Source organism: Streptomyces capillispiralis (genome assembly GCF_007829875.1).
Classification (GTDB): Bacteria; Actinomycetota; Actinomycetes; order Streptomycetales; family Streptomycetaceae; genus Streptomyces; species Streptomyces capillispiralis.
The window spans coordinates 5,752,565-5,771,886 of sequence record NZ_VIWV01000001.1; the positions used below are offsets into that span (position 1 = coordinate 5,752,565).

General features: G+C 72.9%; 14 protein-coding genes and 1 pseudogene. 9 read left to right on the forward strand and 6 right to left on the reverse strand.

The features are described from left to right. Window positions 1-29 precede the first annotated feature (29 nt). The 5 genes from fabG to FHX78_RS25030 all read left to right on the forward strand — a co-directional run bounded on the left by fabG (window position 30) and on the right by FHX78_RS25030 (window position 4,430). Complete coding sequence (fabG, locus tag FHX78_RS25010) at window positions 30-776, forward strand: 3-oxoacyl-[acyl-carrier-protein] reductase (protein WP_145869646.1); 747 nt, start codon at window positions 30-32, stop codon at window positions 774-776. After that, window positions 776-1,312 (forward strand): YbaK/EbsC family protein, encoded by a 537-nt coding sequence (locus FHX78_RS25015; protein ID WP_145869647.1) that lies wholly within the window; start codon window positions 776-778, stop codon window positions 1,310-1,312. Before fabG ends, FHX78_RS25015 begins: the two co-directional genes overlap by 1 nt. Before the next feature lie 115 nt (window positions 1,313-1,427). After that, entirely contained in the window at window positions 1,428-2,372 is a 945-nt protein-coding gene (locus tag FHX78_RS25020) for an ATP-binding cassette domain-containing protein (RefSeq protein ID WP_145869648.1), read from the forward strand. A 37-nt stretch (window positions 2,373-2,409) separates the two neighbouring features. Next, window positions 2,410-3,255 (forward strand): ABC transporter permease, encoded by an 846-nt coding sequence (locus tag FHX78_RS25025; protein ID WP_145869649.1) that lies wholly within the window; start codon window positions 2,410-2,412, stop codon window positions 3,253-3,255. A gap of 215 nt (window positions 3,256-3,470) precedes the next feature. Continuing rightward, window positions 3,471-4,430 carry a helix-turn-helix transcriptional regulator gene (locus FHX78_RS25030; protein WP_145869650.1) on the forward strand — a complete coding sequence of 320 codons (960 nt, stop codon included), beginning with the start codon at window positions 3,471-3,473 and terminating at the stop codon, window positions 4,428-4,430. Between the two features lie 822 nt (window positions 4,431-5,252). On the opposite strand, the gene FHX78_RS25035 is transcribed toward FHX78_RS25030, so the two are convergent. Continuing rightward, window positions 5,253-6,332: a polyprenyl synthetase family protein gene (locus FHX78_RS25035; protein ID WP_229924105.1), complete on the reverse strand. Its 1,080-nt coding sequence runs from the start codon at window positions 6,330-6,332 to the stop codon at window positions 5,253-5,255. A gap of 327 nt (window positions 6,333-6,659) precedes the next feature. Between FHX78_RS25035 and FHX78_RS25040 the strand changes: the two genes are divergently transcribed. Both FHX78_RS25040 and FHX78_RS25045 read left to right on the forward strand, forming a co-directional pair. Then, the gene (locus tag FHX78_RS25040) at window positions 6,660-8,816 is read left to right on the forward strand and encodes an MMPL family transporter (RefSeq protein ID WP_145869652.1); all 2,157 of its coding nucleotides are present in this window, start codon (window positions 6,660-6,662) and stop codon (window positions 8,814-8,816) included. Further along, the gene (locus FHX78_RS25045; RefSeq protein ID WP_229924104.1) at window positions 8,813-10,798 is read left to right on the forward strand and encodes an ABC1 kinase family protein; all 1,986 of its coding nucleotides are present in this window, start codon (window positions 8,813-8,815) and stop codon (window positions 10,796-10,798) included. Before FHX78_RS25040 ends, FHX78_RS25045 begins: the two co-directional genes overlap by 4 nt. A gap of 675 nt (window positions 10,799-11,473) precedes the next feature. Here the strand turns inward: FHX78_RS25045 and FHX78_RS25050 are convergent. From FHX78_RS25050 to FHX78_RS25065, 4 genes are all read right to left on the reverse strand, one after another. Then, a complete protein-coding gene (locus tag FHX78_RS25050; RefSeq protein WP_145869653.1) occupies window positions 11,474-12,325 on the reverse strand; it encodes an IclR family transcriptional regulator in 852 nt (283 codons plus the stop codon). 38 nt (window positions 12,326-12,363) lie between these two features. Then, window positions 12,364-13,290 carry an ACP S-malonyltransferase gene (locus FHX78_RS25055; RefSeq protein WP_145869654.1) on the reverse strand — a complete coding sequence of 309 codons (927 nt, stop codon included), beginning with the start codon at window positions 13,288-13,290 and terminating at the stop codon, window positions 12,364-12,366. A 205-nt stretch (window positions 13,291-13,495) separates the two neighbouring features. Then, window positions 13,496-14,206, reverse strand: a complete 711-nt coding sequence (locus FHX78_RS25060; protein ID WP_229924102.1) for a helix-turn-helix domain-containing protein — start codon at window positions 14,204-14,206, stop codon at window positions 13,496-13,498. A gap of 150 nt (window positions 14,207-14,356) precedes the next feature. After that, complete coding sequence (locus tag FHX78_RS25065; protein WP_244403711.1) at window positions 14,357-15,142, reverse strand: helix-turn-helix transcriptional regulator; 786 nt, start codon at window positions 15,140-15,142, stop codon at window positions 14,357-14,359. A 952-nt stretch (window positions 15,143-16,094) separates the two neighbouring features. Here FHX78_RS25065 and FHX78_RS25070 point away from each other — a divergent pair. Further along, entirely contained in the window at window positions 16,095-16,457 is a 363-nt protein-coding gene (locus FHX78_RS25070) for a hypothetical protein (RefSeq protein WP_145869656.1), read from the forward strand. A gap of 267 nt (window positions 16,458-16,724) precedes the next feature. Here the strand turns inward: FHX78_RS25070 and FHX78_RS25075 are convergent. Then, a pseudogene (locus FHX78_RS25075) lies at window positions 16,725-17,526 on the reverse strand (SDR family oxidoreductase). Between the two features lie 134 nt (window positions 17,527-17,660). On the opposite strand from FHX78_RS25075, the gene FHX78_RS25080 reads away from it, so the two are divergent. Beyond that, window positions 17,661-19,301: an alkaline phosphatase D family protein gene (locus tag FHX78_RS25080; RefSeq protein WP_145869657.1), complete on the forward strand. Its 1,641-nt coding sequence runs from the start codon at window positions 17,661-17,663 to the stop codon at window positions 19,299-19,301. Window positions 19,302-19,322 lie beyond the last annotated feature (21 nt).

The following is a 19,322-nucleotide window of genomic DNA, read 5'->3' on the forward strand; positions in this document are numbered from 1 at the left end:
CGGGCCGCCCCGACAACCTACGGAGTGTCATGACGGAGAACACAGCGCCGGTCGCCCTGGTCAGCGGCGGCTCGCGCGGGATCGGCCGCGCCGTGGTCCTGCGGCTCGCCGCCGAGGGATACGACGTGTCCTTCTGCTACCAGTCCAACGAACAGGCCGCGCTGGAACTGGAGAAGGAGGCCGGCGAACTCGGCCACCGGGCGCTCGCCGTCCGCGCCGACGTCACCGACGCCGCCTCGGTCCGTGACTGGGTCGCCCGCACCGAGTCCGAACTCGGCCCCGTCGAGGTGGCGGTCTCCTCGGCCGGCATCACCCGGGACAACCCGCTCGTCCTCATGTCCGACGACGACTGGCACAGCGTCCTGGACACCAATCTCGACGGCGTCTACCACGTGTGCCGTGCCGTGATATTCGAAATGATGAAGCGGAAATCCGGCACGATCATCAATATCTCGTCCATAGCCGGTGTCTACGGAAACGCCACCCAGGCCAACTACTCGGCCTCCAAGGCGGGCATCATCGGTTTCTCCAAGGCGCTCGCCAAGGAAGCCGGACGCTACAACATCCGGGCCAATGTGGTGGCACCGGGCTTCATCGAGACCGATATGACGGCCGAACTGGCCGACAAGGTCAAGAAGGACGCGGCGAAGAGCATTCCGCTGCGCCGTTTCGGACGGGCCGAGGAAGTCGCGGACCTCGTCGCCTACCTGGCGAGCGAACGCGCCGCCTACATCACCGGCTCGGTCTTCCAGATCGACGGCGGCCTGACGGTCTGATGACCGGGGAGACGTACCTGCGGCTGCGCGCGCTCGCGGACCGGCACGGCGCCGCCTACCGGCTCATCGAGCACGCCCCCGAGGGCCGCACCGAGGTCGCCAGCGCCCTGCGCGGACACGCGCTGGAGCAGAGCGCCAAGTGCCTGGTGGTCGCCGTCCGGCCGACCAAGCGGACCTGCCGGTACGTCCTGGCCGTCATCCCGGGCGACCGGCGCCTGGACCTGGCGAGGGTCGCCGAGTGCGCCGGCGGGCGCAAGGCGGGATTCGCCGACCGGGAGACCGCCGAGCGGCTGGCCGGCTCGGTCAGCGGCTCGATCATTCCCTTCTCCTTCCACCCCGACCTCGAGCTGATCGTCGAAGAGGATCTGCTGCGCAGCGACACCCTGTTCTTCAACGCGGCCCGGCTGGATCTCTCCATGGCCCTCGCCACCGAGGATTACCTCCGTATGGCGCGACCGCGCACCGAACGGATCAGCGCACCCGATTCGACGGCCGCGGTATTTCAGCAACCTGCAGACACGCCGTCTCCCTTGTGATATCGCCCTAGCATCACGGAGCAGCGGCACAGGAAATTCCGCGGACATATCCAGACCATGGCCTGCCACCGGGCCGCCGGAGAGAGCAACGGAGGCCAAGCACGTGGCCAATCCCATGATTGAGGCTATCGACGTCACAAAGTCGTTCGGTGACGTCACCGCGCTGAACGGTGTGAACGTCTCGGTTCCCGAGGGTTCGATCCACGGCCTGCTCGGCCACAACGGCGCCGGCAAGACCACCCTGGTGCACATCCTGTCGACGCTGCTGGAGCCGACCACCGGCACCGCCCGCATCTGCGGCCTGGACGTGACCGCCAAGGCGCAGGACGTCCGCCGGCGCATCGGGCTGACCGGGCAGTTCGCGTCCGTGGACGAGCAGTTGTCGGGGCGCGAGAACCTGACCCTGATCGCCCGGCTGCTCGGCGCCAGCCGGCGCCAGGCCCTCGCCCGCGCGGACGAACTGCTGGAGCTGTTCGAGCTGACCGACGCGGCCAAGCGCCCGGCCTCCACCTACTCGGGCGGCATGCGCAGGCGGCTGGACATCTCGGCGAGCCTCGTCGGCTCGCCGCAGGTCATCTTCCTCGACGAGCCGACGACCGGACTGGACCCCACCTCCCGGATCGCGGTGTGGGAGGTCATCGAGCGGCTCGCCAAGGACGGCGTCTCGGTCCTGCTCACCACGCAGTACCTGGAGGAGGCCGACCGGCTCTGCGAGCGGATCACCCTGCTCTCCAAGGGCTCGATCGTCGCCGAGGGCACCCCCGCGGAACTCAAGGCGGCCGTCGGCCAGCGCATGGTCACCGTGACGCTGACGGCGGAGTCGGAGGTGCCGGGCGCGGTGCGCGCCCTGGAGGCCGCCGGGTTCCGGGCCGCCGCCGCGCAGGACTCCCCGTCCGCGCTCGGCGTCCCCGTGGCCGCCTCCGCCGACCTGGCGGTCGTGGTGCGCACGCTGAACGAGACGCACACCGAGATCGCCGAACTCGGCTTCTCCGAACCGACCCTGGACGACGTCTACCTGCGGCTCACCCACGAGCCCGCCGCAACCCCGGTGCCCGCGTGACCGTCCCGACCATCCCCACCGCAGAAGGAGTACAGAGATGACGGTCGTCGAGGCCGGGGCGAACCCCCGGCGGACACCGCCCGTGCGGCGCGACGGCGTGACCGCCCAGTGGGGCACCAGCGGCCTGATCTCGCAGACCGCCGCGCTCACCGGCCGCTCGCTGCGGCCCTACATGAACGCGGGGGTGATCATCGTGACCTTCGTCGAGCCCCTCGTCATGCTGCTGATGTTCGCCGGCGTGCTGAAGGTGCTCGGCGAGGCCCCGGGCATGTCCAAGGAGATGGCCTACATCGACGGCCTGGCCCCCGCCATCATGATCATCACGGCGGTCGCCGCGGGCGCCCAGGCGGGCAACGGTCTCATCAACGACCTGCGCAACGAGGTCATCACCCGCTTCCACACCCTGCCCATCAACCGGTTCAGCGTGCTGCTGGCGCGCAGCTTCGCCGACGCGGCCCGCTCCCTGTACCAGCTGATCGCCGTGGCCGTGCTGGCCGCGGTCATCTTCGGTTTCTCGCCACCCGGCGGGATCCTCGGCGTGCTCGGCGCGATCCTCATGAGCCTGCTCGTCGGCTGGTCCATGAGCTGGATCTTCATCATGATGGCCGCCCTGCTGCGCAACGGCGACGTGCTGCGCATGATCACCACGCTGCTCACCTTCCCGCTGCTGTTCGCCTCCAACGCCTTCGTGCCGCCGGAGTCGATGCCGACCGGGCTGCGGGTGATCGCCCAGGCCAACCCGATCTCGTACGCCAACGACGCCGTGCGCAGCATGGTCGCCGGCAACGTCACCGTGGTGGAGCTGCTCACCACCGTCGCGGTGTGCCTGGCCCTGGTGTGCGTGTGCGCACCGATCTCCAAGCGCTCGTTCCGGGTGATGTGACGCCCCCGCGCACGAGCCCCGCACCGCGGACCGCATGACCGGTAGTGCCCTCATCCCGCCCCCTGCCCGAGCGCAGTGGGCGGGATGTCCCGTCCCGGTGGCACCAAGCTGTCGAACCGAACTCCGAACACTCCAAGCCGTTCTGGCCGTGTCTAGGTTTAATCCGCGAGTGGGCAAAACCTGCCCCTGGGAAGAACACCTTCCGAGAGGTTGACGTGGCGCAATCCGGAATCGGTCTCGACGAACGTTCGGAGCTTCTCTACCGGAGGCTGCTCCGGCGGACGAACTGGCAGACGCAGGAACTGGCGCAGGTCATGAAGTGGCCGGCGTCCGAGGTCGTACGAGCGATGGAGACACTGCGGGCCGAGGGACTCGCCGCCGTCTCGGCGGACGACCCCACCGCCTTCCGCGCGGTCGAGCCGTGCATCGGCCTCCCGGCCCTGCTGGCCCGGTCGATGCACGAGGGGCGCTCCCCGCAGCCCCGCCCGGTCGAGATCGACCGGTTCATCGCCCTGCACGAGCGGGCGGCCGAGCGGATGGAGGAGTCGGCCGACGGCGGCGGCCACCGCACCGACGCGTCCACCGTGATCGAACGGATGGTCGCCAAGGCGGAGAGCGAGGTGGTCTTCCTCGTCCCGCGGTACGTCGAGGGCGGGTTCCCCTTCTCCCGTCCCATCGTGGACATGGGACTGCGGCGCGGCATGCGGCTGCGGGCCGTGTGGGCGGCCTCCGTCTTCCACGCCCACCCGGCCATGGTCCACGCGCAGTGGCTGGCCCAGCAGGACGTCCCGCCCCGCATGGCCGACTCGGTGCCGGTGTGCGCCATGATCATGGACGGTGCGGTGGCCGTGGTGATCGACGACGCCCGGACACCCCGGGTGGTGCGGTCCGCCGCGGAACTGGACTCCCTGTGCTCCCTGTCGGAGCGGCTCTGGGAGCGGGGCACGGCGGTGCGGCAGCTCAGACGCAACCCCGGCGCGGCGACCACGCGCAGACCCCGTACGGAGATCGTCCTGCGCCTGCTGGCCGAGGGCCTCACCGACGACGCCATAGCCCGGCGGCTGGGGTGCAGCGTCCGCACCGTCCGCAACGACGTGGCGGCCGCCATGGTCGCGCTGGACGCCCGCAGCAGGTTCCAGGCGGGCGCCCGCGCCATGCAGGTGGGCCTCATCTGAAGTACCCCGTACGACCGTGTGCCCCGGGCCCCGACACCTCGGGCACACGGTGCCGTGAGGCGGGCGTGAGGCGGGCGTGAGGCGGGCGTGAGGCGGGCGTGGTTCGGACGTCGATCGGGCGTGGACCGGGCGTGCGTCGGGTGGGCATCGGGGTTGCATCGGGCGTGGGCAGGCGTGGGCGGGGTGGGCTCCGGGTGCACCGGTGTCCCGAGCCGGCGCCGGGCGGCCGCGAGCCGGGCGATCCCCGGGCGGGGCGGCCCCCGGCCCCGGCGGACCCACGGAACCGCCGTCAGGGCGGGCGCGGGGCCGTGCCGGGAGAGGTGGTGCGGGCGCGGCGGAGGGCGCCTGGCACCATGCGGCCACCCCAACAGGACAGGGTCGGGGGTCCTGCTACCGCGCACGCGGTCACGAGGCCGCCCCGGCCCCTCGCCGGCGCTTCCCGTCCTCCCCACCCCACCTCGCCCGCACACCCGCCCCGGCAGCCCGACCGGCCGGGCGGCGACGAAGGGACACGCGCGGCGCGACGGGCCACCGCCCGCGCGGCACCACGTCACCGAGGGCAGGGTCCATGCCGCCGTGAGCGTCCCGCCACCTCGTGCGCGGAGCATGGCGCCTCGCGCGCAGGCCGGGTCACCCGTGGCCAGGCTGTGTCGTGCGGCGTGCGGGCCGGGTCGCGCGGAGGCAGGCTGTGTCGTGGGGCGGGCAGCCGGGTTGCCCGTGCGCGGGCCGTGTCGTCCGGCGTGCGGGCCGGGTCACCCGCGTGCAAGCCACGGCACTTCATCCGCAGGCCAGGCCAGGCCACGCACACCGCCCGCAGACCCGTCACCCCGTGCGCAGGGCCACGAAGTCGCAGAGGGCGTCGAGGGTGTGGCGGGCCGGGAGAGGGGGCAGGGTGGCGAGGGCCGTGCGGGCCCGGGCCAGCCGCTGGTGCATCAGCGCCCGCGCGCGGACCGTCGCCGGGGAGACGGAGAAGAGGTCGAGGACACGACGGTGCCAGCCCGCCCCCGCCGCGGGCCCCGCCGCCAGCAGCTCACGCAGCTCCGCGTCGCACGGGTCCGTGCCCTCCCGGGCGAGCAGCACGGGCAGACTGGGCACCCCGACGAGCAGGTCCCGGCCCTGTTCCTTGCCGCTGGACGCCTCGGGGGAGAGCAGGTCGAGCAGGTCGTCGGCGATCTGGAAGGCGATGCCGAGCTGTTCGCCGTACTCGACGAGGGTGTCGGCGACCGCCCGGGACGCACGGGCCTGCCAGGCGCCGACCCCCAGCGACATCGCCAGCAGCGCGGCGGTCTTGCCGGCCGTGACCCGGACGTAGTGGGCGAGGGCGTCCTCGCCCGGCCCGGGGCCGGTGAGCTCGCGCATCTGGCCCGCCACGATGCGGTTCGCCGTGAGGGAGTTGAGGGCCAGCGCCTCCGGCACCAGGTCGGCGGACAGCCGGGCGGCCCTGGCCAGCAGCCAGTTCCCGCCCATCGCGGCCACCCGGTTGCCCCACAGGGCGTTGGCGGTGGGGGCACCGTGCCGGGTGGCGGCACGGTCCACCACGTCGTCGTGGTAGAGCGACGCCAGGTGGACGAGTTCGGTGACGACGGCCGCCCGGGCCACGCCCTCACTGCCGGGATCCCCGAACTCCGCCGCGAGCAGCACCAGAAGGGGCCGCATCCGCTTGCCGCCGGTGGCCGCGAGGTGCCCGGTGAGCGCCCTCACCCGGGGATCGGACGCGTCCCGTGTGCACGCGCGCAGCAGACGCTCCGCATCGGCCAGCGCCCCGCCGAGGCGGGACTGGTAACCGGGCTCGTCGGGACCGAGCCGGCTCAGCAGCGCGGCGGCGTAGGGTGGCCGGCCGCTCTCCGGTGCCGGGGCGGCCGGGGCCTCGTACAGCGGCTCCGCCAACTGCTCTGCGGTCACGGGGGAACTCATCCTGTCGGGGCGGCCTGCGGAAGCGGAACCACGGTCCAACACGCTCCGTTGTTCCCGTCCGCAACGATTGCAGTCCGCCCCAAGGCCGACAACGGGCCTGGCATGAAGGTGTCAAGAGGCCCCCGAGGCCACCCGCACCCGGCCCGGTCGCGCGCGGCCCGGAGCAGGAGGGACGGCGAAACGGAACGCGCGCCGGCATTCCGCTCGGGGTCCCGGCAGCTTGATGCCAGTTCCGCGCCGCCGACCGGCGAGGGGGAACGCGCGCGGACCACAATCGGTGCGCCCATGCACCCCCCTGAGAAGGAGCCTCCCCCCATGTTCGGACGGGTCGGACGGTCCGCCGTCAAACACCCCTGGCTGACGATACTGGTGTGGGTGATCGCGGCGGTGGGCGTGGCGTCCCTGGCGCCGCCCCTGAAACCGGTCAGCGACCAGGCCGAATTCCTGCCCTCGCACTACGAGTCCGTGCAGGCCGGGGAACTCCAGAAGAAGGCGTTCCCGCAAGAGGAACAGCCCGCCTCCGTCATCGTCTTCCGCCGCACCGACAACGGCCGGCTCACCGACGCCGACCTCGCGGACGTGAAGGAGGTCGCCGCCGGGCTGGAGAAGGCGGACCTGGAGAAGATCGGCGCCGTCGAGACGGGCCCGCAGGCCGTGTCCGCCAACGGCGAGATCGCCCTGGCGAGCATCCTGGCGACGACCGACAACCCCTACGACGAGACCCTGATGGAGTCGGTCGGCGAGATGCGCGAGAAGGCGGTGCCCCTCCTGAAGGGCACCGACCTGCACATGGGCATCACCGGCTCGGCGGCGACGGCGCTGGACACCAAGGAGTCCTCCGGCGACACCGACGCCATGATCATGATGGCGACGCTGGTCCTGCTCATCGTGCTGCTGGCCGCCATCTTCCGCAGCCCGCTCATCGCGATCCTGCCGGTCCTCGTCATCGCCCTCGTCTTCGTGCTCGCCACCGGCCTGATCTCCATCGCCTCCGAGGCCGGCGGCTTCCAGGCGGACGCCTCGATCGGGTCGATCCTGATCGTGGTCCTCTTCGGCGTCGGCACCGATTACCTGCTCTTCCTCCTCTTCCGCTACCGGGAGTTCCTGCGCAAGGGACAGGCGCCCAAGGAGGCCATGACCGAGGCCGTCACCCGGGTCGGGGAGACCATCGCCTCCGCCGCCGGCGCGGTCGTCGTCGCCTTCCTCGCCCTGCTGCTGTCCAGCCTCGGCATGCTGAAGGCCCTCGGCCCGGCGCTGGCCATCTCCGTCGGCGTCACCCTGGTCGCCTCGCTGACCCTCGTACCGGCCGTCTTCTCCCTCCTCGGCACCAAGGCGTTCTGGCCGTCCAAGGCGTGGAGCAGGGAACCCAAGCACACCTTCGCGGCCCGGACCGGTTCGCTCACCGCCCGCCGTCCCGGCCTCGTCGCCGCCGTCTCCGGCGGTCTGCTCGCCGTGCTCGCCACCGGCGTCCTCAGCTTCAACACCGTCTTCGACAGCAGCAGTTCGCTGCCGAAGGACCTCGAGTCGGTCCAGGCGGCCAAGGAACTGGAGCGCGGCTTCGCGGCCGGCCAGACCGACCCGACCTGGGTGTTCCTGGAGGCGAAGGACGGCGGCAAGCTGGACCGGGGCCGGCTCGACGCCTACGCCGAGAAGCTGACCGCCGCCGACTTCGGCCGCGTGATGCCCCCGGTGCTCGCCCCCGACGGCGACATCGCCAAGTTCGGCGTGATCCTGGCGCACAAGCCCGACAGCGACAAGGCCGTGGAACTGCTCGCCGGTCCGCTGCGCGACGCGGCCCACGACGCGGCGCCCGACGGCACCCGCGCCCTCGTCGGCGGCACCTCCGCCGTGCTCGCCGACATCCAGCACGCCACCAACCGCGACTACTCCGTGGTCTTCCCGGCCGCCGGGCTCGCCATCATGGTCATCCTCGGCCTGCTGCTGCGCAGCGTCGTCGCACCCCTGTACCTGATGGTCGCGGTCGGACTGGGCTTCGCCGCGACGCTGGGCGCCACCGTCTGGGTCTTCCAGAACCTCGCCGGCGAGGCGGGCCTGCCCTTCACCCTGCCGGTGATCGTCTACCTGTTCGTCGTCGCCATCGGCACCGACTACAACATCCTGATGGTGGCGCGGCTGCGCGAGGAGGTCGGCCGCGGCAGCACCCCGGCGCAGGCCGTCCGCCAGGCGATCACCCACTCCACGTCCACCATCGGCACCGCGGCCGTCATCCTCGCCGGCACCTTCGGCGTCCTGCTGCTGGCCCAGAACTCCATGCTCCGGCAGATGGGCTTCGCCGTGGCCTTCGGCATCCTGCTCACCGCGTTCGTGATGGCCGTCCTGCTGGTGCCCGCGGTCACCACCCTGCTCGGCCACCGCACCTGGTGGCCCGGCCGCGTCCGCACCGACCCGGAGCCGCGTGACGACTCCGAGCCCGCGGCGGCCCAGGAGCCCGTCCCCGCGCACCGTACGTGAGCAGCTATCTCCTGATCGCCGGGGCCACCGCACTGCTCGGCCCCATGATCATGGCCGTACTGGCCCGCAGGGTGCTCGGACTGCGCATCGGCGCGGTCCGGGCCCTGCTCACGGGCGTCGCCGGACTGCTCGCCGCGGGCGTGGTCGGTACGCCGATGGGCCCGCAGGCGAGCCGCACCCCGCTGGTGACCGTGCAACTGGGCGGGGCCCTGCTCGGGGCGATGATCTTCCTCGTGCTCTCGGAGGCGGTGGTCGCCGGCGGCTCCGTGCGCGGCATGGTGCGCTGGCCCGGCGCCGTGCGCCGCAGACTGGCGCGCAGCCGCCGCTACACCCAGCTCAGCGGGATCGCCGTACGGCACGGACTGCGCCGCTTCCTGACCGGCCGGTCCCGGCGCGGCACCGCCAGCCCGCAGGACCAGGCCGCCCTGGCCAGGTCCCTGCGGCTGGCCCTGGAGGAGGCGGGAGCCACCTTCGTCAAACTCGGCCAGGCGCTCTCCTCCCGCCACGACCTGCTGCCCGACGTGTTCGTCGACGAACTGAGCGCGCTCCAGCACGAGGTCGCCCCCGAACCGTGGCCGGACATCGAACGCGTCCTCGCCGAGGAGCTGAAGGCCCCGCCGGAGGAGGTGTTCGCGGAGTTCGCGCCCGAACCGCTCGCGGCCGGTTCCATGGCCCAGGTGCACCGGGCCCGGCTGCGGGACGGCCGCGCGGTGGCCGTCAAGGTGCAGCGGCCGGGGGCCCGGCAGGTGCTCGAACGCGACCTCGACATCCTCTTCCGGATCAGCGACATCCTGGAACGGAGCACCACCTGGGGCAGGACGGTCGGCTCCCGCGCACTGGTGCAGGGGTTCGCCGACTCCCTCCACGAGGAGCTGGACTTTCGCACCGAGGCCCGCAACACCGCCGCCGTGGCAGCGAACACCGCCCTCGCCGACGCCGACGCGGCCTCCGACGGGGACGGGCCGTCCGGCGCCGCCCCCCGGGTCCTGCTGCCCGAGGTCCACCACGAGCTGAGCACCGAACGGGTCCTGGTCGTCGAATGGCTCGACGGCGTCACCCTGAACCGCGCCGACGCCGTCGTCGACGCACAGGGCCTGGACCGCGAACGGCTCGCCCGCGACCTGTTCGGCGCGCTGCTGCACCAGATCATGATCGGCGGCGTCTTCCACGCCGACCCGCACTCCGGGAACGTCCTGGTGCTGCGCGACGGCCGGCTCGGCCTGATCGACTTCGGCTCGGTCGGCCGGATCGACCGGATGCTGCGCGCCAGTCTGCGCGAACTGCTCATGGCGATCGACCGCAACGATCCGCAGGCGCTGTCCGACGCCCTGCTGGACCTGGTGGAGCGCCCCGACGAGATCGACGAGGAGCGGTTCACCCGCGCCCTGGGCCGGTACACCGCCCGGCACCTCGCCTCCTCGGGACCCCCGGGCCGTGAGATGTTCAGCGACCTGTTCGTGCTCGTGGCGCAGTACGGCCTCACCGTGCCGCCCGAAGTGGCCGCGGCCTTCCGCGCGCTGGCCACGGTGGAGGGCGCGCTGGGCCGTCTCGTCCCGGGGTTCGACCTCGTCGAGGAGGCACGCGCCTTCGCCTCCACCGAGATGGCCCGCAGACTCACCCCGACGCAGCTGAGCCGCTCCGTGGCGGAGGAGGCCGCCGCCGTGCTGCCGATGCTGCTCCGGCTGCCGCGCCGGGCCGAGCGCATCAGCAGCGCGCTGGAACAGGGCAGGCTCAGCGTCAACGTACGGCTGCTCGCCGACGAACGGGACCGGCGCTTCATCCGGGGCATCGTGCGTGACGTGCTGCTCGCCTTCCTCGGCGGACTGACCGGCCTCCTCGGCATCCTGCTGCTGTCCACCCGGGGCGGCCCGCGCCTCGCGGACTCACTGCGCCTGTTCGACGTCTTCGGCTACAACATGCTGCTGATCAGCTCGGTACTGGTGCTCCGCGTCCTGTTCACCATCACCAAACCGAGCCGCTGACCACCCTCGACCCCGAAGGCACCCGTCCCGGGCGGGGGCACCCGCGCCCGAAAGGGCGCGACGGGTCCGCCGTCAGCCGGGTGGCGTGCGATGCGAGGGGGATCGGGGCCGGGGGGTTGCCGGGCCGTCAGGGCCATGCCCGGAGAGGCGCGGCGTCTTCGCCGTGGACCGGGTGGCGTGCGCTGCGCGGCTCCGGGTGGCCCGAGGACATGCCGACGGGGCCCGGCGGGCCCGCCGCCAGCGCCGGGCGGTGTGTGAGGCGCGGGAGGCGCAGGCCGGGCGGATGCCGGGCAACACCCGGAGAAGCGCGACGGATTCGCCGTCGTCCGGACAGCAGCAGCCCGACCCGCAGACGACCGGGGCCGGAAGGACGCCGGTGTGCCTCAGGGGGCGACCCCGCCCTGGGCCCGTCCTCGGCCGGGCGGCGCGCTGCGGGCCGGCCGCCAGCCGGGTGGTGCGGGAGGCGCGGGAGGCGCAGGCCGGGCGGATGCCGGGCAACGCCGGGAGAAGCCCGACGGGTTCGCCGTCGTCCGGACAGCAGCAGCCCGACCCGCAGACGACCGGGGCCGGAAGGACGCCGGTGTGCCTCAGTGGGCGCCCCCGCCCGGGGCCCGTCCTCGGCCGGGCGGCGCGCTGCGGGCCGGCCGACGTGCGGTGACGGGCCCGAGCGGGCCGTCAGCCGGCGTCCGCGTCCGCCGCCGCCCCTCCCCGCACGGCCCGCCCGCGGGACGGTGTCGCGTGGGAGCGGCGCAGCGCGTCGGTCAGCGCGGCGGCCGAGTCGAACACGGTCGCGCCCAGCCACCGCCCCGGGATCGCGTCCATCCGGCCCGGCGGCCCCGACACCGACAACGCGGCGACCACCCGGTCGCCCCCGGCCCGCACCGGCACCGCGAACACGATGTCGCCGGGCACCATGACGTCCGACCCGCGGGCCCAGCCGCGGCGGCGCACCTGGGCGAGGTGGGCCGCGGTGAACCGCGCGCCGCGCAGCCCCTCGTGGATCTCCTCCGGCTCCTGCCAGGCCAGCAGCACCAGCGCGACCGGCCCGGCGGTCGAGGGCCGGGACATGCCGACCGGCACCCGCTCCGAACCGTCGGGCCCGACGGTGCCCTGTGTGCAGGTCGCCACGCAGGTCTGCGTCCGGCCGCGGCGCCGCAGCACCCGGGCGTCCAGCCCCGTGCGGGTGTGCAGGTCGTCCAGCACCGGCACCGACGCCTGCGCCAGCCGGTCGTAGCGCGCCTCGACCGACATGCTGCCGAGCCGCGGACCGAGCACGAACCGCCCGTGGAAGTCCCGGGTCAGCAGCCCGAGCCGTTCCAGCGCCACCGCGATCCGGTGCACGGTCGGCCGGGACAGCCCGCTGCGCGCGACCAGTTCGCTCAGCGGCGCCGGCGCCTGCTCGACGATCTCCAGCAGGACGGACGCCTTGTCGAGCACGCCGATGCCGCTGATCCACTCCCGGGGAGCGGTCGCCGTCGCCGGGCCGGCCGCCGTGAGGGTCCGCGGGCCGTCGGGAACTGGTGCCATGGTGGTGTCCGGATCTCTTCTGCTCACGCGGTCCGTCGTCAGTCCAGGGCGGCCGGGCCGTCCACGGACACCACCTCGACCCCCGGGTCGATACGGCGGATCAGCCCCGCCAGCGTGCGTCCGGGCCCGATTTCGACCAGCCGGCCGCAGCCGAGGGCGCCGGTGAGCGTCCGTACGCTCTCCTCCCACAGCACCGGCGAGGTGAGCTGGCGGGTGCCGAGCTCCGTCCAGCCGACGGCACCGTCGTACGGCCTGGCGTCCACGTTGGCCACCACCGGCAGGTGCCGGGGTGCCGCCGCCGTGTCCTTCAGCGCGGCGGCGAGGGCCTCGGCGGCCGGAGCCATGTACGGGCTGTGGAAGGCGCCGCCGACCTGCAACCGGATGAACTTGGCGCCGATCGAGGACGCCCCGTCCGCGACCCGCCCGACCCCCTCGGGGGACCCCGAGACCACGGTCTGACCGGGGGCGTTGACGTTGGCGACCCACACGTCCGCGCCCTCCTGCCGGACGCCGTCCACCAGGTGCTCCACGCTCTCCAGCGGGGCCGCGACCAGCACCCCCATGGTGCCCTCGCGGGCACCGGAGGCCTCCCGCATGGCCCGGCCGCGCGCGGCGACCAGGGCCGCCGCCGCGGAGAGGGTGTACGCCCCGGCCGCGGTGAGGGCGGCGTACTCACCCAGGCTGTGTCCCGCGCAGGCGACCACGGGCCCGTCGAACGCCCCCCGGCGCACCGCCTCGGCATGGGCGGTCATCGCGACCGAGAACACCGACACCTGCGCCAGATCGGTGCGCCGCAACTGCTCCGTCGTCGCGTGCAGCAGCAGGTCGGCGATGTCCTCCCCGGTGGCCTCGGAGATCTCCGAGGTGACCGGCTCCCACGACGGCGTGTCCCGCCACGGCGCGCCCATTGCCTGACGCTGCGTCCCCTGACCGGGAAACACCAGACCGATCGGCCGCCCACCCATGGATCCACCTTCCGCAACGAAGTCCGTCGAGGGCACGGGGACCCGTACCGGACCGGCCGGTACGGGTCCCCGCGGACCGGTGGCTACGGGGGGAACCTCCGGTGACGGGAGGCGTCCCCGAGGACGGTCCCGTTCCCTGAGGACCCATCAAACTGCCCGGTCCACGGCGGGGCAACGCGCGTTTCAGGAAGCTGCGGCACCCTCCTCAAGGGCGGTACGCGCCGCCCTGCGCGGGCGGCAGCAGCCCCAGCTCGGCGGCCCTGACCCCCGCCTGGAAACGGGACGTGGCGCCGAGCAGCGCCATGATCTCCGCGACGTAGCGGCGGTACGTCCGCACGGAGACGGTCAGTTCGCGGGCGGCCACCTCGTCGGTGACGCCGGCCCGCATGGCGCCGAGGATCTGCCGGACCAGGAGCGCCCGGTCACGGTCGCCGAACGCGAGGTGCTCGTCCGGGGGAGCGGAACTGCGCCAGATGCTCTCGAAGAGCGTGCACAGGGCCTGCAACACCTCGGGCGCCTTGATGAGGGACGCCCGGCGCTCGGCGGGGGAACCCACCACCACCAGGGCGGTGGCGCGGTCGGCTATCAGCACCTGCAGCGGCGGCAGCCGGGCCACCCGGATCGTCAGCTGCCGGGGCGGGTTGGGCAGCCAGCCGCTCAGGGAGTCCCCGACCAGGTCCGGGCCGGCCAGTAACCGGGCGGAGACCCGCTCCCGCGCGAAGTGCACCAGGTCGGCCTCGAGCCGCCCGATCTCCTCCAGCTGGCTGCCGGTGCCCGGGACCCGGGAGCGCAGGATGTCGATGGTGGCGGTGGCCTGCCCCATCAGCTCCCGGGTGACGCCGATGAGCTGTCCGTAGCCGCCGGGGAGCGCCGTGATGAGCTGCTCCCGCCGGCTGCGGTCCCGATGGATGATCATCGTCGATTCGATCAACTCTCTGACCTGCAAGAGAGCATGCTCCAACTCGTCCCCCGATTGGCCGCACACCTCGTGCCCCCATTTCTCGCTGGATGTTCCGTTCCTGGAGTCCGTTCCCCCGTCGCGGGCGGCCACCGCCGCCCGGACGGCTCACCCGGCCCTGGACAGCAGCCCGAGTTCGACGGCGCGCACGCCGGCCTGGAAACGGGACGACGCGTTGAGCTCCCGCATGATCTCGGCGACATGGCGCCGGTAGGTGCGCAGGGAGACCTGCAGCTGGCTCGCGGCGGCGGCGTCGGTGCGCCCGGACCGCAGCTGCTCCAGGATGCGGCGGGTGAGTTCGGTGCGCAGCCGGGGGCTCAGCTCGGGGTGGTCGACCATGCGGCGGCCGCGTGACCACACCCCGGCGTAGAGCAGTTGCAGGGTGCTGACGGCGGCGCGGTCGGTGACGACCGCGGCCCGGCCGTCCGCCGCGGCCTGGGTGCCCAGCCGCAGGAACGCGGAGGTCCCGTCGACCACGACCATCCCGCACAGGTCGTGCGGGAACGTCCGCACGGCGGGCAGCGCGCGCAGCCGCGTGGGCGCGACCTCGAGAGCGGCGGGACTGCACAGCACCCGTACGGTCACCCCGCTCGGCACCCCGGCCAGGCAGCGCAGGACGGCCTCCACGAAGGTGACCGACTCGGTGAGCGCCACGTTCACCGAGCGTCTGGCTCTCAGCACGAGCCGTTCGAGCGTCTCGGTGGTGACCTCGGCGTCCGTGTGCGTCACGCCTGACACCGTTGCCGGACGCCTGCGGTGCAGGGAGACCGTGGACTCGATCAGTGCGCGGGCCTGCAGCAGGGTCTGTTCCAGGCGGGCGGCATGGCCCTGGCCCGGGGGGAGGCTTTCCTCGAGCTCGCCGACAGTCTGAAGATCGAACAAAGTGCCAGCCACGCGTGAGCCCCCATGTTTGTTTCCACATTGCCTCTGCCGCGCGTTTACCGGCCCTGGTTGCCCCAGCTGTGACGCTCCGGCGTCACCGCCGGCCCCCGCTCGGCGTATTAATTGAACCGGAAATCAAATTTCGTGCCGCCTGTGAACGCTTGCCTCCTTGGCAACGAATCGCACTGTGGGGATCGGCCGAAGGCATTGTGCTCACAGTGTGGCCGAAATCAGGTGTAGGTAATCACGACTCACCGACGATATCCAGTTCCTCTGGTGGGGTCCGTGACAGCAAGATGCACAACAGAGGGCGGAATAGGTGACTCCGGTTCCGCTTTGGGTGCCGACCGGCCGGTTACCAGCGCGTAGCGTGCTCGGGTTGGCCGCAAGTTGCCACCTTCCCCCGGTGAGCCGCCATTGCCGTCCCTGATTCCTGTGCTAGCGCGCCCCGGGGTCGGGTAGATGCTGCCCAATCGGTCAATCATCGTGAATCGGGCTCTTCGTGCATTCCGGAATTGTTCGGCTGACTTTCAGAGGGGTAGACCAGTGACATGAGGTACGTTCATTTTCTCGCTCGCGGGAGTTGTGGGCCGCGTAATTTGGCTTGTTTTCCGGGGGGTGTCAGGGGTCCCGATATAAGCCATTCACTTTCACGCCGAGAGCCTTTTGCGACACGAAGCGATAACGCTTTCCGTGTGAGAAGGTGACCCATCTCACCCCGAAACGGGGCTCTCGCCCCGTGTTCGCCGCCGTGCGGCGGAGGTGTGGCGCGGGCGGCGGTGGCGGGGGTGGCGCGAAGGTGCCGTCGGGTGGTCGGTGTCTGCCGGGCCGCTGCGAGCCACCCGGTTCCCGCCGGCGGCTGAACAGACATTCGACCACTCGGTGAGGGGCGGTCACAGTCCATGTGCCGCAACGTGCAAGGGGGTTGGGGGAGCGGGCGACGGGTGTGCGGCAGGATGGGCCCGTGCCGAGGAGACCGGGGAGACCGTCCGCGACCAGCGTCGTGCCGAGCCGGCGCGTCGTCGCCGTCTGGGCGGGGCTGTGCCTGGGCGGACTCGCCGCCACCTCCGCCCTCACCGCCGACCCGTCCGGGGACGCCCCGGGTCCCCCCGGCGGGGAGCCGTCGCCGGGTACCCCGTACGCCGTGGGCTGCCGGGAGATCGCCGACGAGGTCGAACAGGCCCGCGCCGAGGCCGAGCGCGAGCGCCGGGAGGCCCTCGATCCGTCCGCCGGCCCCGCGCCCGGCGACCGGACCCTGACGGCGACTGTGGTCCCGGAGGAGTGTGCGGACGTGTTGCGGGACCGCGGCCTGACACCGGCCCCTTGAGCCCGCCCCCGCCAAGACGGTCGCCACGGCCGTTCCGTGCGGCAGCCGTTCCACCCACCGGCGCGTACCCGCGGTATCCCGCGCGGGTCCACCCCCAACCCGGTGGAGTGGAACGGCTGCCGCCTCCCCCCTGGAGATGGTCTACGGAAGGCGCCTGCTCCAAGTGTGAAGCTTTGGTGTAGGAGAGTTGAGCATAGTTCCACTACCGGCCGCAATACTGCGGACGTTGAAATTCCGGTTGAGGGGGCCGGTCGCGGGCGTACGCCCTCAGCCGCGGCCGACGTACGGCATCGCCGTCGCCAGGACGGTGGCGAACTGCACGTTGGCCTCCAGCGGCAGCTCCGCCATGTGCCGCACCGTGCGGGCCACGTCCGCGACGTCCATCACCGGCTCGGGAGCGGTCTCCCCGTTGGCCTGGAGGGCGCCGGTCCGCATGCGCTCCGTCATGTCGGTCGCCGCGTTGCCGATATCGATCTGGCCCACCGCGATCCGGTACGGCCGCCCGTCCAGCGACAGCGACTTGGTCAGGCCCGTCAGCGCGTGCTTGGTCGCGGTGTAGGCCACCGACAGCGGCCGCGGCGTGTGCGCGGAGACGGAGCCGTTGTTGATGATCCGCCCGCCCTGGGGGTCCTGTTCCTTCATCTGCCGGTACGCCGCCTGCGCGCACAGGAACGCCCCGTTGAGATTGGTGTCCACCACGTGCCGCCACGCCTCGTAGGGCAGCTCCTCCACCGGCACCCCGCCGGGACCGAACGTCCCCGCGTTGTTGAACAGCAGGTCCACCCGGCCGAAGCGCCCGACGGCGGCGGCGAACAGGGCCTCCACGTCCCGCGGGCGCGACACGTCCGTCCGCACGGCGAGCGCCTCGCCCCCGGCCGGCTCCCCGGCGGCCCCGGCCCGCCTCCTCCGCCAGCGCCGCCGTCTCCTCCAGCGCGCCGGGGCGCCGGCCCGCCAGCGCCACCGACCAGCCCGTGCGCAGCAGCTCCACGGCCACCGCACGCCCGATGCCGGAGCCCGCCCCGGTCACCACCGCGATCCTCGTCCGCCCGTCCGTTCGCTTGGCATTCATGGGCCCGCAGCGTAGGCGAGGGTCCGCCACGCGGACCTCATGCGACCGTCATCCGGATGCCGTGTGCGCGTCAATGCAGGGCCGTCCCCGGCCACTCCAATTCCTCCCGCATCCACACGCCAGGGGAGGACCGGATGACACCCGAGGCCCGTCCGTCACAACACGCCCCCGAACTCCGCGCCGCGGCCCGCCACATCGGCCGCCGCCGCTTCCTGACCGCGACCGGCGCCGCCGCCGCGCTCGCCTTCGCGGTCGGCGTGCCCGCCGCGGGCACCGCGGCCGCCGCCGAACTCGACGCCGCGCGCATCACCGACGACCCCTTCACCCTCGGTGTCGCCTCCGGCGACCCGCTGCCCGGCTCCGTGCTCCTGTGGACCCGGCTCGCCCCCGCCCCGTTCCAGCCCGACGGCGGCCTGCCCGCCGAACGCGTCACCGTGCACTGGGAGGTGGCGTACGACGAGGGGTTCCGCCGGATCGCCAGACGCGGCACCGCGACCGCCCACCCCGAGTACCACCACACGGTGCACGCCGAGGTCGCCCACCTCGCCCCCGACCGCGTCCTGTACTACCGCTTCCGCGCCGGCCGCTGGATCAGCCCCACCGGCCGCACCCGCACCGCCCCCGCGCCGGACGGCCGCCCCGCCTCCCTCACCCTCGCCGCCGTCTCCTGCCAGGCGTACCACGACGGCTACTTCACCCCGTACGCCCATCTCGCCGCCGAGGACGTCGACGTGGTCCTCCACCTCGGCGACTACCTCTACGAGTACGCCGTCAACTCCGCGGGCGGCGCCCGCGCCTACACCGACCGGACCCTGCCCGCCCTGTTCAACCGCGAGACCGTGACCCTGGAGGACTACCGGCTGCGCTACGCCCTCTACCGCAGCGACCCCGACCTGCGCGCCGCGCACGCCGCCCACCCCTTCGTCGTCACCTGGGACGACCACGAGACCGAGAACAACTACGCCGACGGCACCCCGGAGAACAGCGTCCCGCCGGAGGAGTTCCTGCTGCGCCGCGCCGCCGCCTACCGCGCCTACTGGGAGAACCAGCCGCTGCGCAGCCCCCAGCGCCCCGAGGGCCCCGACATGCGGCTGTACCGGCGCCTGCACTGGGGCCGCCTCGCCCAGTTCGACGTGCTCGACACCCGCCAGTACCGCTCCGACCAGGTGTACGGCGACGGCGCCCAGCTGCCCGGCCCGGACGTCGACGACCCGTCGCGCACCATGACCGGCGAGTCCCAGGAACGCTGGCTGCTGGACGGCTGGCGCTCCTCGCGGGCGCTGTGGAACGTCGTGCCGCAGCAGGTCGTCTTCTCCCAGCGCAGGTTCGACCTCACGACGCCCTCACGGCTGTCCATGGACGCCTGGGACGGCTACCGCGCCTCCCGCCGCCGCGTCCTCGACGGAGCGCGCGACGCCGGGATCGAGAACCTGATGGTGCTCACCGGCGACGTCCACGTGGGCTACGCCTTCGACATCAAGGACGACTTCGACGACCCGGCCTCCCGGACCGTCGGCACCGAGATCGTGGCCACCTCGATCGCCAGCGGCAAGGACGGCTCCGAGCGGCCCGCGAACTGGGACACCTACATGACCGCCAACCCGCACCTGCGGTTCTACAACGGGCGGCGCGGCTATGTGACCGTCGAGCTGGGGCAGGAGGCGGCACGGGCCGACTTCCGGACGGTGCCGTACGTGACCCGGCCGGGGGCACCGGTCACGACGGCGGCGTCCTTCGTCACCGCGGCGGGGGAGCCGGGCCTCAGGCCCGCCTGACCCCCGGCCCCCGGCCGTCGC